We start from the raw sequence: 14,356 nt of genomic DNA, 5'->3' as shown, positions 1-14,356 counted from the left end.
CGCCGCGCGGGGGGACGGTCCCCTCGCCGCGCGGCGCCGGTTGCACCGGCCTGGACACGAAGAAAGCTGCAAGGTGCGGCGGCAACGGCGCGCGCATTTGGGCCGGGGGCGTCATTGCGCCGTCCATCCGCCATCGACCGGCAAGGCGGTGCCGGTGATCGACTGTCCACCCTCCGAACAGAGAAACGCCGCCAGCGCGCCGAGCTCGTCGACGCTCGCGAATTTCTTGCTCGGTTGCGCGGCGAGAAGGACGTTTTCGATCACCTCTTCGCGGCTGATCCCACGCGCGTTCGCGGTATCGCCGATCTGGTTCTCGACCAGCGGCGTCCAGACATAGCCGGGGCAGATCGCGTTGCAGGTCACGCCGTGCCGCGCGCCTTCGATGGCGACGGTTTTCGTCAGCCCGACGATGCCATGTTTTGCGGCGACATAGGCGCTCTTGAAGGGCGAGGCGACGAGGCCGTGCGCGGAAGCGACATTGATGATCCGTCCCCAGCCCGCTTTCTTCATCGGGCCGAAGGCGGTGCGGATCGCGTGAAACGCGGCCGACAGGTTGAGCGCGAGGATCGCGTCCCATTTATCCGCTGGAAAATCCTCGATCGGGCTGACGTGCTGGATGCCCGCGTTGTTGACGAGGATGTCGACGCGACCGAAGCGCGACAGGCTGTTGTCGACCAGCGCCACCGCGCCATCGGGCTGCAGCAGGTTGGCGCCGTCATAATCCACCCGGACGCCGTGCGCGTCAGCAAGCTCGCGGCGCACCGTTTCGATCTGCCCGGCGTCGCCGAGTCCGTTGATCACGATGTCGGCGCCCGCGGCGGCTAGCGCGCGGGCGATACCGAGGCCGATCCCGCTCGTCGATCCGGTAACGATGGCAACGCGCCCGGCGAGGGGCCGGGCGGGCTTGAGTTCGGCCAGCGGCTGAACGGTCATCATGCTTCTCCTCCATTGGGTCGGGAGAAACTATGCCGACGCCGACCCGGCCGCTGAAATGCCGTTCGTGCATCGAAACGATGCGGACAATCGAATGTCCGCGCGGCGGGGCCCCGGCTAGTTTGATGAAGCCCCGGGAAGCGGCGCAGCCGTTACCGACCCCCGCTCCCCTGCGTCGGCGTCGCCGCTTTCCGGGGCTTCAGCTTTCTTTCAGGCAAAAGGAATATCGCAATGACGTTCAATCGCATGACCCTCGCGGTTCTCGCGGCAACGGCCAGCTTCGTGGCCGCCACCCCGGCCTTCGCGGGCACCTGCCCCGCGGGCAAGACAGCCGCCAACGCGCTCGACGGCGCGCCGACCGCACCCTCCAACGTCACCGACACGGTGATCGGTTCGGTCGACCTCGCCAAGGAAATCGGCGTTGCGAACCGCGACCTCAGGATGCGCCGCCTCGTCGTCCAGCCGGGCGGCATCGTCCCGCTTCACAGCCACGCCGGACGCCCCGCGCTGATCATCGTCGTGTCAGGCGCGGTCACCGAATATCGCAGCAGCTGCTCGGTCGGCATCGACCACGCCGCCGGCGACATCTCGAGCGAGTCCGACGGTATTTCCCACTGGTGGCGCAACAACGGAAAGACTCCTGCCGTGCTCCTGTCGGCCGACGTCAAGGCGCGCGACTGACCCAGGGCCAAGCGAGTGTGTCCAAGCCTCCGTCCCGGACCGCTCCCGGCGCGGCCCCGGCGCATTGTCGCCGGAGCCGCGCCGTCCCCGTTTTCGCGCCCCATGTCCTTGCCAAGGAAAACTGATTTGACCGACTCCTATCGCGCCGGGATCGACATCCTCTCGCTAACCGGATCGACGCAGGACGAGCGTCGCAACCGCGCCGCCGAGGTCGCGCCCGACTTCGTGCGAACCGCCGTCGGCTTCACCTATGGCGACATTTTTGCCCGCCCCGGGCTCGACCTCCGGGTGCGCGAAATGGCGGCGATCGCCGCCTTCGCCGCGCTCGGCCGATCGACACTGCAGCTTCGCCAGCATGTCGAGGCCGCGCTCCATGTCGGCTGGAGCAAGGAGGAGGTGATCGAGGTGCTGATCCAGACCGCCGCCCATGCCGGTGTCGCGATGGCGATCGACGCCATCGCCGACTGCCACGATCTGCTTGTCGAATCCGCCGGCGCTTCTTCCGACTGCTGCTGATCTCAGACCGCGAGCGCGGGCCAGCCGTGCCGCCGCGCCTCGCGGACGAACGCGCCGACCGCGGGCGAATGCGGGCGGCCGCGCACCGTCGCGAGATAGACCGTGCGGCTATATTCGGGCTCGATCAGCGGCCGGACCACCAAGTTGGGATCGGTGACGCTGGACTCGGGGAAAAAGCCAAAGCCGAGACCCGCCTTGATCATCTTCTGCACCCATTCGTCGCGCGGCGAACTGAACACCTTTTTCGGAAAAACGTGCCGCTTCGCAAAATCGCGCGCGACCGTCTTGAACACTTCGCAAGTCGATCGCCCGACATAGGGTTCGCCGTCGAGATCGGCGACCCGGATCGCGTTGCGTTCGGCAAGGCGATGCCCTGGCGGCAACAGGATGACGAAGCGTTCCTCAAAGATCGGCAGCTGATGGAACTGCTCGGGCAAATCGTCGGGCACGCCGACCAGACTCAGGTGGATATCGCCCTTCTCCAGCGCATCGATCATCATCGACGCCTCGCCGTCGATCACCCGCACCTCGATATCGGGATGCGCGGCCCGGAAACGGACGATCAGGTCGGCGACCAGATCGGGACCGATTGTGCACATCGCCCCCAGGGTCAGCGTGACATGCTCGGCCTTCTTCGCCGACGCTGCCGCCGCCTTGGCCGCGCGCGCGCTTTCCGCGACGCTTTCGAGATAGGGCATCATCATCCGCCCGAGTTCGGACAGGTGCGTGTTGTTGCGCTCGCGGTGGAACAGCGGCCCGCCGAGTTCATGCTCGAGCTGTTGGATCGCGCGAGTCAGCGCGGGCTGGCTGACATTGCAATGTTCCGCCGCGCGCGTGAAGTTGAGCGTCTGCGCGAGCGCGACGAAATAGCGGATCTGTTGCATTTCCATAAGCGTCGTCCCCAAAGCAACGCGGCATCAAGACTATCAGCAACCAAGCGCGGCCGCCAGTTTTCAAGGCTTCGCGGTGCGAGCCTCGCCGGTTACAGCCGAAAGCCGGATCGCGAGCGCGATGGCGAGCGCCATCGTCGCGACGGCGACCCACGCATGCGGCAGCAATGCCGGCAGGCCGAGCAGGATCAGCCCGTCGTTGCTTCCCGGCACGAGCGAGGCGCCGATCCCCATCAGCGCGCCGCCGACGAGGCAGCGCAGCACGTCCGGAACGCGCGGTCGCTCGCGGCGCAGCTTGCCCGCGATCGCGCCGCCCGCCACCGCTCCGCCGAACAGCGCGGCGACCATCAGCACGCGCAGCGACAGCATCGCATCCATCGACCGCGCAAGTGCCGCAAGCGCGTCGGTATAGGCCCAATAGCCCGCGCTGAGCAGCGTCGTCACGAAGGTCACCGCGATCAGCAGCGTCGCTCGGTGCGGGTGCCACAGATGGCGTCCGATATGCCGGGCCGACATCGCCTGGATGACGCGCCAGATAGCCAAGAGCGCGAACAGCACCATGATGATTACGCCGTCGGGCCCGGCGCCGAACGATGACCCTGTATGGCCCATCGGTGCCTCCACCGGAATCAGGCAGCCGAGGAAGAAACCGACCGGTGTCGCCAACCACGCCCATTGCCCCGCCCCGATCCGGGCGACGGCGCCAAACACGCACGAGCGATTGACCCACGCGCCGACACCCAGCAGCACGCCGCCCGCGACGGTCCAGCCAGTGACAGCATAGGCGGCGGGCGTCATATGCAGCCATCCCGCCGCCGCCGCGATCGCAGCGAGCCCGCCAACCCAGATCGCGGCTTCGGCAAGCGCGGCGGCGCGACCGAAGCGCCGCTCGCTGATCGCCTCATCGAGCGCGGCCACCATACAGGTCGCACCGCGCTGGATGGCAAGCCCCATCAGCGCGGCGGAGACGAGCGCAACGGCAAGGATGCCGGCGGACGGAATCATTGCGTGGCGGCGCTCGCAATCGAGGCGGCGACCTCGCCAGCCATCTTGAACTGCGCGGCGCGGTCATTGATGCGGTAGCGCCTGGCGATCGCGCCGAAGTCGGTCCACGACACGGTGACGGCGCCCACAGCGTCCTCGGTCACGAGCATCCGCACCGGCCAGTCCAGCCCTGCGAGCGGGTTCGATTGCAGGAATTGCACCCCCAGCGGCGGGTTGCCGAACAGGACGAGCGTCGAGCGCTTCAGCGGCAGGTTCGCGCCGCGCGCGAGGTCGGCCTGGTCGATCGTCGCGAAATGGCGAATGCCCTTTACAGCGACATCGGCGGTAAGCTTCGAGACCGTTTCGTCGAAGCTGTTGGCGCTACGAAGCGAGAGGACATCGGCGGCTGTTTCGGCGCGGACGGGCGTCCCCTGTGCATGAGCGATCGGGACGGCCGCTACGAAGGAAGCGGAGATGAATAGCGGGATCAGGAACTTGAAGCGGTTCATGGGCGAACTCCTGCGAAAGATTGTCGCCGGCAGTATCGCGCCCCGCCGCCGCGCAGGAAAATCGCCCTTGGCTATGGGTTCGATGCGCTGCAGCTATTGGAGCGCCGATCTCACAATCCTGGCGCCGGACCGGCCGATTGCGATTGGGCAGAGGCCGCCGATCGAGCAAATCATGCCGCAGAAGGGCTGAGGGTCGCTTCGGACGAAAAATTATCCCCTGCCGCTGTTTCAGCGCTTAGGGTCAGGACCCTAAAGGATCATCGGACTTTTGAACGGGAGTGAGAAGACATGGACAGCCCTGAACGCATCGAAACCGAAGCCTCGGGCGGCTGCCAGTGCGGGGCGGTGCGCTATCATGTCACCGCGGTGCTCGACACGTCGCACATCTGCCACTGCCGCATGTGCCAGAAGGCCGCCGGCAATTTCTTCGCGGCGCTGATCGGGGTGCCGCGCGATGCGCTGACCTGGACGCGCAGGAGCCCTGCGACCTTCAACAGTTCGGACAAGGCGGCGCGCGGCTTCTGCCGCGACTGCGGCACGCCGCTTACCTATGATTATTTCGACAGCAAGCACATCAACCTGACGACGGGCTCGTTCGACGAACCCGCGAAGTTCGCGCCGCGGATGCAGTTCGGCGTCGAAGGCCAGCTTGCCCTCTTCGCCGACCTGCCGATCAGCGCAGAAGGCACCACCGAAGAGACGATGAGCAGCGTCGCCGACGCGATCAAGGCGAGCAATCACCAGCATCCCGACCACGACACGCCGCACTGGCCCGCATAATTCGTCAAGCGCCTCCCCGTCGCCTGTGATATCTCTCTCATGGCTTTGGGGAGGGCTTGCGAATGGCGACACTGCCGATCGGAACGCGCATCAGCCGCGCACGACTGACGTGGGTCGTCGCGCTGATCGCGCTGTCGGTCCTGCTCAACTACGTCGATCGCGGCGCGATCGGCGTCGCGGCGCCGCTGATGAAGGACGAGTTGCAACTGACCGCGACCGGCTTCGGGGTCGCGGTGTCCGCCTTTTTCTGGGTCTATGCGCCCGCCTGCCTGTTCGTGGGCTGGCTATGCGACCGCTACTGCGTCTATCGGGTCTTCGCGTTCGGCGTCGCAATCTGGTCGATCAGCACCGCGCTCACCGGTTTCGTCGGCGGGCTCGCCTCGCTCGTCCTGCTGCGGCTGTTCCTCGGGCTCGGCGAGAGCATCGCCTTTCCGGGCAGCAGCAAGATTTTCGCTGCCGAAGTTCCGGTCGAGCGGCGCGGAATCGCCAATGCGTCGGTGTCGGCGGCGCTCGCCTTCGGCCCGGCCGTCGGCGTCCTGCTCGGCGGCGTCATCCTCGGCGGATGGGGATGGCGCGCGGTGTTCTGGGTGTTCGGGCTCGGTACCCTCTTGTGGCTCGTGCCCTGGCAAATCGCTTCCGCCCCGCTTCGCGCCCAAAGCATCGACGCTCCGCCCGGCGAGCGCGTGTCGATCACCGGCCTGCTCCGTATTCCAACGCTTTGGCGCATGGGGTTCGTGCATTTCCTGTCTAACTACGGCTTTTATTTCGTCCTCGCCTGGCTACCGCTCTACCTCGTCAACACGCGCGGCTATTCGATCGCCGAGATGACCGCGCTGACGACATTGAGCTTCACGACGCAGGGTGTCGTCGCGCTCGCAGGCGGCTGGTTCTCCGATCGGATGGTGGCCGGGGGCGCGAACGAGGGCGAGCTTCGCCGCTCGCTGATGATCGCGGGCCAGCTCGCGACCGCTGCGGCGATCGCGGGGATCGCGGTCGCCGAAAGCTCGCTGATGCTCGGGATATGGCTCGCGCTCGCGGGTTTCGGAACCGGGCTGATCGCGACCAACCTGTTTGCGGTCGCGCAGATTTTTGCCGGTCCGCGCGCAGCGGGAAGCTGGGTCGGCGTCCAGAACGCGCTTGGCAATGTGTCGGGGATCGTCGGACCGATTATCACCGGACTGATCGTCGATTATCTCGGTGGCTATACCTATGCCTTCGCGACCGCGGCTGCGCTTGCCGCGCTCGGCGCTCTGCTCTGGTGGGTGCTGATCCCCGAAATCCGCACCCTCGACATCTGAAACCCGCACTGGCGAATCCCGGCGCGCGAGACTAGAGCCGCCGCATTCCAGCCACCGACGGAGCGCGCCCATGACCCCCACCGCCAAAATCCTGCTGCTCGGTTCGGGCGAACTCGGGCGCGAGTTCGTGATCTCGGCAAAGCGGCTCGGCTGCCATGTCGTCGCGTGCGACAGCTATGACGGCGCCCCCGCGATGCAGGTGGCCGACGAGCGCGAGGTCTTCTCGATGCTAGACGGCGACGCGCTGCGCACCGCAATCGAAAGGCACCAGCCCGACCACATCGTGCCCGAGGTCGAGGCGATCCGTACCGAAATTCTCGCCGAGGTCGAGGCGGAGGGCTTCCACGTCGTCCCCTCGGCGCGCGCGGCGCAGCTGACGATGAACCGCGATGCCATCCGCGACCTGGCTGCGAGCGAACTCGGCCTCAAAACCTCGACCTTCGAATATGCAACGAGCCGCGAGGAACTCGCCGCCGCCGCCGCACGCATCGGATTTCCGCTCGTCGTAAAGCCCGTCATGTCCTCGTCGGGCAAGGGGCAGAGCACGGTCAAGGACGCCGAGGGGATCGATGCCGCGTGGGATTATGCCGCCGCCGGAATGCGCGGCGACCGGCTGCGCGTGATCGCCGAAGCCTTCATCGACTTCGACTATGAAATCACGCTGCTGACCGTCCGCCACAAGGATGGCGTGTCGTTTTGCCCGCCCATCGGCCACCGGCAGGAACGCGGCGACTATCGCGAAAGCTGGCAGCCCGCGGCGATGTCGGATGCTGCGCTCGCGAGTGCGCAAGATATGGCAACCAAGGTCGTTGGCGCACTCGGCGGGCACGGTATCTTCGGGGTCGAATTTTTCGTGAAGGGCGACGAGGTCATCTTCTCTGAGCTGTCACCCCGCCCGCACGACACCGGCATGGTCACGCTGATCTCGCAGGCGCTGTCGGAATTCGATCTCCACGCCCGCGCGATCCTCGGCCTGCCCATCCCCGCGATCGACGTTCCCGACGCCAGCGCCAGCGCGGTGCTGCTCGCCGACCGCGACGCGGTGGATTTCGCGATCACCGGACTCGCCGACGCATTGACCGCGCCCAATGCCGAGACCGCGGTCGATGCCCGCATCTTCAGCAAGCCCGTCACCCGCCCCTACCGCCGCATGGGCGTCGCACTCGCGAAGGTCGAAGTCGGCTCAACCGACGAGGCGCGTGCGGCGGCGGTCGCGGCGGCGGCCAAGCTGACGATCGAGTATCGCTGACAATTCCGCCGATCGGCGCTATGACAGCGCGGGAGGATGGCTATGCTCCGGTGGCTGGTTCGCATCGTCGCGCTGTTGGTCGCGGTCGCTGCATTATTGTGGTTGACCGTTTCTTACGTGACGCCGCAGCCTGCGATCTGGGCGATCCGCGCCCTGTTCGATTCAGGATCGGATGCAGCGAGCGCAAAGCTGCTCCCGAAAGTCCCAGCCAATATCGAGACGACGGGCGCCGTCCGCTATGACCCGTCCGATCCCGACGCGCTGCTCGATGTCTTTCGCCAGAGAGATGCAGCGGCGTCCCAACCCGCGATCATCTGGATTCACGGCGGCGGTTTCGTTTCGGGTAATCGCCATATCGTGGCCGAATATCTGAAGATTCTGGCAGCCCGGGGCTTCGTCACCGTGACGGTCGACTATACGATCGCGCCCGAGGCGCATTACCCGACCCCGATACGCCAGACGAACAAGGCGCTAGGCTATATCGTCGCCAATGCGGCGCGTTACGGCATCGATCCCGACCGCGTCCTGATCGGCGGCGACAGCGCCGGGGCCCAGATTGCGGCGCAGGTGGCGGCGCTGGCCACCAACCCCGCTTATGCCAAGGCCGTAGGCATTTCCCCTTCGGTCGGGCCCGATCGGATCAAGGGCGCGATCCTGTTTTGCGGCGCGCACGACGTGACGATGCTCAATCTCGACGGCAAACTGGGCCCCTTTCTGCGCGCGGTCGTCTGGGCCTACGGCGGCAAGCGTGACGCGATGAGCGACCCGGCGTTCCGCCTGATGGCTGTCCCCGATCATGTGACAAAGGATTTCCCGCCCGCCTTCATCACCGCCGGCAATGCCGACCCGCTCCTCGGCCAGTCGAAAAGGCTCGCCAACCGGCTGAAAGCCGCGGGAGCGATAACCGATCCGCTATTCTTTCCTGCGGATTATTCGCCCGCTCTCGGCCACGAATATCAGTTCGATCTCGACAGCCCGGCGGGCCGGCAGGCCTTCGAGCGCACCGTCGCCTTCGCGCGCCGCGTGACGGAGAAGAAAGCAGGACCATCGCGCTAGGCCGCCCGCGCCGCCGCTGCTACACCGCCGCGATGTCCGAGAAGAATCATCTCTATCTGGTCGATGGCTCCAGCTACATCTTCCGCGCCTATCACCGCCTGCCGCCGCTGACGAACCCGAACGGCGTCCCGGTCGGCGCGGTCTACGGTTATACCACGATGCTGTGGAAGCTCGCGAAGGACCTGCACGACGCCGACGGGCCGACGCACCTTGCGGTCATCCTCGACCATAGCAGCCAATCGTTCCGCAACGAGATTTACGACCAGTATAAGGCGAACCGCCCCGAGCCGCCCGAGGATCTGCGCCCGCAATTCCCGCTGATCCGCGACGCGACGCGCGCCTTCTCGCTACCGTGCATCGAGATGGAGGGGTTCGAGGCCGACGACCTGATCGCCAGCTATGCCGAAGCCGCGGTGCGCGAGGGCTGGGACGTCACCATCGTGTCCTCGGACAAGGATCTGATGCAGCTGATCCGCGAACCCGCCGGCGGCCCGCACGTCGACATGCTCGACACGATGAAGAATGTCCGCCTCGGCCTCGAAGCCGTGAACGAGAAGTTCGGCGTCACCCCCGACCTTGTCGGCGACGTGCTCGCGCTGATGGGCGACAGCGTCGATAACGTCCCCGGCGTGCGTGGCGTGGGACCGAAGACGGCGACCAAGCTGATCCAGGAATATGGCAACCTCACCGCCGCACTCGACAGCGCCGGGACGATGAAGCCGAGCAAGCTTCGCGACAACCTGATCGAGCACCGCGGCATGGCTGAACTGTCGCGCATCCTCGTCGACCTCAAGCGCGACGTGCCGCTGCCCGATCCGCTCGATTCGCTGAAGCTCGGCGCAATCCCCCCCGCGCCGCTGAAAGCCTTCCTCGACGAGCATGGGTTCCGCTCGCTCTCGGCCAAACTCGACAATGGCGCGGCGCCAAGCGGGCCGCCGACGCTGCCGCGCGCGAACGCAACGGTTGCGCCCGCGGCTCTCGCCGTTCCGTCGACGCCCACCCTGCCCGCGTGGCCGGCGATCGACCGCGCGCTCTATGAAACGGTGGCGACGCTCGATGCGCTCGACCGCTGGATCGCGGAGGCGCGCGCCGCGCATGTCGTTTCGGTCGACACCGAGACGGCGAGCCTCGACAGCGTCACCGGCGACCTCGTTGGGGTCAGCCTGTCGACCAGCGCCGGCAAGGCCTGCTACATCCCGCTCGGCCACGGAGGCACCGACATGTTTGCCGAAAAGCCCGAGCAAATTCCCATGAAGGAGGCGCTCGCCCGGCTCGGCGCGCTGTTCGCCGACGATGCAGTGCTCAAGGTCGGGCACAACCTCAAATATGACATCGGCGTGCTGGCGCAGCATGGGCTGACCGTTGCGCCCTATGACGATACGATGGTGATGAGCTTCGCACTCGACGCGGGCAAGCACGGTCATGGCCTCGACGAATTGTCGAAGCTGCACCTCGACCATGTCTGCCTGTCGTTCAAGGAAGTGTGCGGCACCGGCAAGTCGCAGATCAGCTTTGCCGAGGTGCCGCTCGACCGGGCGACCCAATATGCCGCCGAGGATGCCGAGGTCGCGTGGCGGCTTTGGAAGCTGCTGAAACTCCGCCTGCCGCTCGAAGGCGGGACGCGCGTCTATGAAATGGTCGACCGCCCGCTCGCCGCGATCGTCGAGGGGATGGAGCGCGTCGGCATCACCGTGAACCGCGACTATCTGGCGAAGCTGTCGGCTGAATTCGCAAGCGAGATGCTGCGTATGGAGGGCGAGATTCACGCACTCGCGGGTCAGCCATTCACCATCGGAAGCCCGAAGCAACTCGGCGAAATCCTGTTCGACAAGCTCGGGCTCAAGGGCGGGCGCAAGGGCAAATCGGGCGATTGGTCGACCGACCAGAGCGAACTCGAACGGCTCGAACGCGACGGGGTGCCGATCGCGAGGCTGATCCTCGAATGGCGCCAGCTCGCGAAGCTCAAATCCACCTATACCGACGCGCTGCAACAGCAGATCAACGCGAAGACCGGACGCGTGCACACCAGTTACAGCCTCGTCGGAGCGCAGACCGGGCGACTGTCGTCGACCGATCCGAATCTGCAGAATATCCCGATCCGCACCGAAATCGGCCGCCAGATTCGGGACGCCTTCATCGCTGCTCCGGGCAAGCTGCTGATCGCGGCCGACTATAGCCAAATCGAACTCCGCCTGGCTGCGCACATGGCCGATGTTCCCGAACTCAAACAGGCCTTCGCCCAGGGGCAGGATATTCATTCGGCGACCGCGATCGAACTGTTCGGAGAGGTCAATCGCGACACGCGCGGCAAAGCGAAGACGGTCAATTTCTCGATCCTCTACGGCATTTCGCGCTGGGGTCTCGCGAACCGCCTCGAAATCACGCCCGACGAGGCGCAGGCGCTGATCAGCCGCTATTTCGAGCGCTTCCCCGGCATCTCGGACTATATCACCGACACGCTCGAAACGGCGCGGGCACGCGGCTACACCGAGACACTGTTCGGGCGGAAGACCTGGTTCCCGCGCATCAAGGCGCCGAACCAGAACGAACGCGCCGGCAGCGAGCGCGCCGCGATCAACGCGCCCATTCAGGGCACCAGCGCCGACCTGATCAAGCGCGCGATGGCACGGATGCCGAAGGCGCTGGCGGACGTCGGCCTCGCCGACGTCAAGATGCTGCTGCAGGTCCACGACGAACTCGTCTTCGAGGCGCCCGAAGACAAGGCCGAAGCGGCGGGCGAGGTCATCCGCCGCGTCATGTCGGGCGCCGCCGAGCCGGTGCTGACTCTGTCGGTCCCACTCGAGGTCGAGGTCGGCATCGGCAAGAGCTGGGGCGAAGCGCATTGATCGCGGCCCCCATCCTCCTGCTGATCGCCGCGCTTGAAGGCGGTCCGACGATCGCGGCCTCGGCTGCGGCGGCAACCGAAACCGCACCGCCCGCGATCGCCGACGCGGATATCCGCGAATATGCCGCGGTCGCGGGGCGCAAGGTCGCGGGACGCCCGGTCGGCGGTCCCTATCCCACCGCCGACAAGGTCCTGCTGATCGCCCGCGACGCGAAAGGCTATCCTTCGGTCGCGGGCAGCTTCGGCTTTCCGGTCAAGCAGCCGCTGCGACCGCCGCCCGAGGGAACGTTGGCGGTGATCCGCCTGCACCAGCGATCGGAGACCGTCGTCCCCGGCCCGACCGCCGATGACCTTGCCTTCGTCGTCGCGAACCGGCTGCCGCTGTTCGTGATCGGTGAATGGGCGCGGCCCGCGCCGATGTGGGAAGTCGCTTGGGTCGATGGCGGCGTGCGCTATCGTACCATCGGCGACATTGGCGAAATCGGCCCCTGGCAGGACTAGCCGCCTCGCGTTTCCAACCCGCCCGAGCGCCAAGCCGCCCCGAATTGACGGCAAAAAGCGCGCAATTCCGGGAAAGCGATCGTCACCCCCTTTCCCTGTTGCGTCGCGCCATCTATGACAGCGCGATGACATCCCGCTGGCACTTTTGCGACAGCGACGACGAAAGGTTTTCATGACGACGACCCCGGCCGCCTCTGTGCCGACCCGTATCCAGCAGAATATCCTCGCGCGCGGCGAGCGCCGCCTGCTCAACTGGATCTGTCCGCGCTTGCCCTATTGGGTCACGCCCGACCAGCTCACCGCGCTCGGTTTCGCGGGTGCGGTCCTCGTGGCGGCGGGCTATATGCTGAGCTGGATCGAGACCGGATGGCTGGCGCTCTCGCTGGTCGGCTATGTCGTGAACTGGTTCGGGGACTCGCTCGACGGCAGCCTCGCGCGTTGGCGGCGAATCGAACGACCGTCTTACGGTTATTTCCTCGATCACAGTGTCGATGCACTCGGCACGCTGCTGATGATCGGTGCGATCGGCGCAAGCCCCTATATGCGGTTCGACGTCGCGCTGATGGCGGTGATCGGCTATTTCCTGCTCTCGATTCACACCTTCCTTGCCGCAAAGGTCGTCGGTGAATTCCGGCTGTCCTATATGGCCGGCGGGCCGACCGAGCTGCGGCTGATGCTGATGGCGATGACGATTGCGATGCCGCTCGTCGGCGGGCACCGCGTGCTCGGTAGCAATTTTTCTGCCTTCGACCTGTTCGCGCTCGTCATCGCAAGCATCCTGGTGACGCTGTTCGTGGTCCAGAGCCTCGCGACCGCCCACATGCTCCGCAAACGCGGAGTCTAGAAAGCCCTAGGGTCAGGACCCATTAATTCCGCGATCGAGGTTTGAAGCGATTTTGCTTGGGGCGAGGAGAAAAGGCGCAGGAATATGTCGATATTTCCAGACTTTTCGACGAAGCCACAGGCAAAATCGGTCAAATCCCGCAGGGACGCCGAAATGGCTTCGATCTCGGGCCCGCGCGGCCTTGCGGGTAGCGATGCTACCCGCCGCACCCGCCCGGACCCGATATGTTCGCCATTTCGACGCCTCGATCGCGGAATTAATGGGTCCTGACCCTAGGGCCGCAGGCGCGCTTGGGGATAAGTGCCGAGCAGGCGCAGCGATTTCGTCTGGAAGTCGAGCTCCTCGAGCGCGCGGTCGATGCGCTCGTCGCCCGGCGCGCCGACGATGTCGGCATAGAATTTCGTCGCGGCGAAGCTGCCGCCGACCTGATAGCTTTCGAGCTTGGTCATGTTGACCCCGTTCGTCGCGAAGCCGCCAAGCGCCTTGTAAAGCGCAGCGGGAATATTTTTCACCTCGAATACGAAGGTGGTCATCAGCGGCACGCCCGCCGGTGGTTCGGCCAGCGGCTCCCGCGCCAGAACGACGAAGCGCGTCATATTGTGATCCGCATCCTCCATTCCGGTCCCGTGCAACGTCAGCCCGTACAGTTCGGCGGCGTGCGGCGGCGCCAGAGCGGCGAGCCCAACTTCGTCGCTGTCGGCGACCCATGCGGCGGCGCCCGCAGTATCGCTGTGCGCGATCGGGGAGATATTGTTGGCGCGCAGCCATTTGCGGCACTGTCCTAGCGCCTGCTCGTGGCTCATTGCGCGGGTCACGGGACCGAGGTCGCGGCTCATCAGACCGTAGCGGATCGGCAGGAAATGCTCGCCGACGATATAAAGGCCGGATTCGGGGAGCAGGAAGTGGATGTCGGCGACGCGACCATGCAGGCTGTTCTCGATCGGGATGATCGCGCGGTCGACGATACCGCCCAGCACCGCCTCGATCGCATCCTCGAACGAATAGCAGGGCAGCGGTAGAGAATTCGCGTCATATTCGCGCGCGGCAAGGTCGCTGTTCGCACCGGGCGCTCCCTGAAACGCCAGCCCGCGCGCCGGATCGGCGAGCGCCGCCGCCTTCATTTCGTCCACCAGATGCTGCGCCGATGCCGTGTAGCTACCCATGACCGCCCTTCCCAACTGCGCCGCGGCGCATAGCGAGGCATGGCAGCGCGCGCAACCGGCGCTGCGTGCGATTTCATCCCCTTGCGCCGCGCACCATGCCCCAGTAA

General features: G+C 66.0%; 15 protein-coding genes. 10 read left to right on the top strand and 5 right to left on the bottom strand.

Annotated features, from left to right (window positions below):
- Nucleotides 1–111: 111 nt before the first annotated feature.
- On the bottom strand, nucleotides 112–936 hold the full coding sequence (locus tag QOL79_RS05505) for a 3-hydroxybutyrate dehydrogenase (RefSeq protein ID WP_283418911.1): 825 nt from the start codon (nucleotides 934–936) through the stop codon (nucleotides 112–114).
- A gap of 228 nt (nucleotides 937–1,164) precedes the next feature.
- Here QOL79_RS05505 and QOL79_RS05500 point away from each other — a divergent pair, with 228 nt between their 5' ends.
- Nucleotides 1,165–1,614: a cupin domain-containing protein gene (locus tag QOL79_RS05500; RefSeq protein WP_058455414.1), complete on the top strand. Its 450-nt coding sequence runs from the start codon at nucleotides 1,165–1,167 to the stop codon at nucleotides 1,612–1,614.
- A gap of 126 nt (nucleotides 1,615–1,740) precedes the next feature.
- Nucleotides 1,741–2,130, top strand: coding sequence for a carboxymuconolactone decarboxylase family protein (locus QOL79_RS05495; RefSeq protein WP_283418910.1), 390 nt, complete (start codon nucleotides 1,741–1,743; stop codon nucleotides 2,128–2,130).
- Nucleotides 2,131–2,132: 2 nt separating this feature from the next.
- On the opposite strand, the gene QOL79_RS05490 is transcribed toward QOL79_RS05495, so the two are convergent.
- From QOL79_RS05490 to QOL79_RS05480, 3 genes are all read right to left on the bottom strand, one after another.
- Entirely contained in the window at nucleotides 2,133–3,020 is an 888-nt protein-coding gene (locus tag QOL79_RS05490; RefSeq protein WP_283418909.1) for a LysR family transcriptional regulator, read from the bottom strand.
- Between the two features lie 63 nt (nucleotides 3,021–3,083).
- A complete protein-coding gene (locus QOL79_RS05485; RefSeq protein ID WP_283418908.1) occupies nucleotides 3,084–4,025 on the bottom strand; it encodes a YeeE/YedE thiosulfate transporter family protein in 942 nt (313 codons plus the stop codon).
- Complete coding sequence (locus tag QOL79_RS05480; protein WP_283418907.1) at nucleotides 4,022–4,513, bottom strand: DUF302 domain-containing protein; 492 nt, start codon at nucleotides 4,511–4,513, stop codon at nucleotides 4,022–4,024. Before QOL79_RS05480 ends, QOL79_RS05485 begins: the two co-directional genes overlap by 4 nt.
- Here QOL79_RS05480 and QOL79_RS05475 point away from each other — a divergent pair.
- From QOL79_RS05475 to QOL79_RS05440, 8 genes are all read left to right on the top strand, one after another.
- Nucleotides 4,512–4,703 (top strand): hypothetical protein, encoded by a 192-nt coding sequence (locus tag QOL79_RS05475; RefSeq protein ID WP_283418906.1) that lies wholly within the window; start codon nucleotides 4,512–4,514, stop codon nucleotides 4,701–4,703. The two genes, QOL79_RS05480 and QOL79_RS05475, sit on opposite strands and share 2 nt — an antisense overlap.
- Nucleotides 4,704–4,801: 98 nt before the next feature.
- Nucleotides 4,802–5,293 carry a GFA family protein gene (locus QOL79_RS05470; protein ID WP_283418905.1) on the top strand — a complete coding sequence of 164 codons (492 nt, stop codon included), beginning with the start codon at nucleotides 4,802–4,804 and terminating at the stop codon, nucleotides 5,291–5,293.
- A gap of 62 nt (nucleotides 5,294–5,355) precedes the next feature.
- Nucleotides 5,356–6,591, top strand: a complete 1,236-nt coding sequence (locus tag QOL79_RS05465) for an MFS transporter (protein WP_283418904.1) — start codon at nucleotides 5,356–5,358, stop codon at nucleotides 6,589–6,591.
- A 70-nt stretch (nucleotides 6,592–6,661) separates the two neighbouring features.
- Nucleotides 6,662–7,840 (top strand): formate-dependent phosphoribosylglycinamide formyltransferase, encoded by a 1,179-nt coding sequence (purT, locus tag QOL79_RS05460; RefSeq protein ID WP_283418903.1) that lies wholly within the window; start codon nucleotides 6,662–6,664, stop codon nucleotides 7,838–7,840.
- 36 nt (nucleotides 7,841–7,876) lie between these two features.
- Entirely contained in the window at nucleotides 7,877–8,896 is a 1,020-nt protein-coding gene (locus QOL79_RS05455; RefSeq protein WP_283418902.1) for an alpha/beta hydrolase, read from the top strand.
- 32 nt (nucleotides 8,897–8,928) lie between these two features.
- A complete protein-coding gene (gene polA / locus QOL79_RS05450; protein ID WP_283418901.1) occupies nucleotides 8,929–11,742 on the top strand; it encodes a DNA polymerase I in 2,814 nt (937 codons plus the stop codon).
- Entirely contained in the window at nucleotides 11,739–12,242 is a 504-nt protein-coding gene (locus QOL79_RS05445; RefSeq protein ID WP_283418900.1) for a hypothetical protein, read from the top strand. Before polA ends, QOL79_RS05445 begins: the two co-directional genes overlap by 4 nt.
- A gap of 172 nt (nucleotides 12,243–12,414) precedes the next feature.
- Nucleotides 12,415–13,086: a CDP-alcohol phosphatidyltransferase family protein gene (locus QOL79_RS05440; RefSeq protein WP_283418899.1), complete on the top strand. Its 672-nt coding sequence runs from the start codon at nucleotides 12,415–12,417 to the stop codon at nucleotides 13,084–13,086.
- Nucleotides 13,087–13,358: 272 nt separating this feature from the next.
- Here the strand turns inward: QOL79_RS05440 and QOL79_RS05435 are convergent, their stop codons facing one another.
- Complete coding sequence (locus QOL79_RS05435; protein ID WP_283418898.1) at nucleotides 13,359–14,249, bottom strand: prephenate dehydratase; 891 nt, start codon at nucleotides 14,247–14,249, stop codon at nucleotides 13,359–13,361.
- Nucleotides 14,250–14,356 lie beyond the last annotated feature (107 nt).

The organism is Sphingopyxis sp. Geo48, from assembly GCF_949769155.1.
Taxonomy (GTDB): domain Bacteria; phylum Pseudomonadota; class Alphaproteobacteria; order Sphingomonadales; family Sphingomonadaceae; genus Sphingopyxis.
The sequence above is the reverse complement of the archived record's forward strand: the minus strand, read 5'-3'. Positions and strand labels throughout refer to the sequence as shown.

Excerpts from the sequence above, each read along its gene's own strand:
- QOL79_RS05505 (WP_283418911.1), bottom strand. The coding sequence starts at position 936 with ATGATGACCGTTCAGCCGCTGGCCGAACTCAAGCCCGCCCGGCCCCTC.
- QOL79_RS05500 (WP_058455414.1), top strand. The coding sequence starts at position 1,165 with ATGACGTTCAATCGCATGACCCTCGCGGTTCTCGCGGCAACGGCCAGC.
- QOL79_RS05490 (WP_283418909.1), bottom strand. The coding sequence starts at position 3,020 with ATGGAAATGCAACAGATCCGCTATTTCGTCGCGCTCGCGCAGACGCTC.
- QOL79_RS05485 (WP_283418908.1), bottom strand. The coding sequence starts at position 4,025 with ATGATTCCGTCCGCCGGCATCCTTGCCGTTGCGCTCGTCTCCGCCGCG.
- QOL79_RS05475 (WP_283418906.1), top strand. The coding sequence starts at position 4,512 with ATGGGCGAACTCCTGCGAAAGATTGTCGCCGGCAGTATCGCGCCCCGC.
- QOL79_RS05480 (WP_283418907.1), bottom strand. The coding sequence starts at position 4,513 with ATGAACCGCTTCAAGTTCCTGATCCCGCTATTCATCTCCGCTTCCTTC.
- QOL79_RS05470 (WP_283418905.1), top strand. The coding sequence starts at position 4,802 with ATGGACAGCCCTGAACGCATCGAAACCGAAGCCTCGGGCGGCTGCCAG.
- QOL79_RS05465 (WP_283418904.1), top strand. The coding sequence starts at position 5,356 with ATGGCGACACTGCCGATCGGAACGCGCATCAGCCGCGCACGACTGACG.
- purT (WP_283418903.1), top strand. The coding sequence starts at position 6,662 with ATGACCCCCACCGCCAAAATCCTGCTGCTCGGTTCGGGCGAACTCGGG.
- QOL79_RS05455 (WP_283418902.1), top strand. The coding sequence starts at position 7,877 with ATGGCTATGCTCCGGTGGCTGGTTCGCATCGTCGCGCTGTTGGTCGCG.
- polA (WP_283418901.1), top strand. The coding sequence starts at position 8,929 with ATGTCCGAGAAGAATCATCTCTATCTGGTCGATGGCTCCAGCTACATC.
- QOL79_RS05440 (WP_283418899.1), top strand. The coding sequence starts at position 12,415 with ATGACGACGACCCCGGCCGCCTCTGTGCCGACCCGTATCCAGCAGAAT.
- QOL79_RS05435 (WP_283418898.1), bottom strand. The coding sequence starts at position 14,249 with ATGGGTAGCTACACGGCATCGGCGCAGCATCTGGTGGACGAAATGAAG.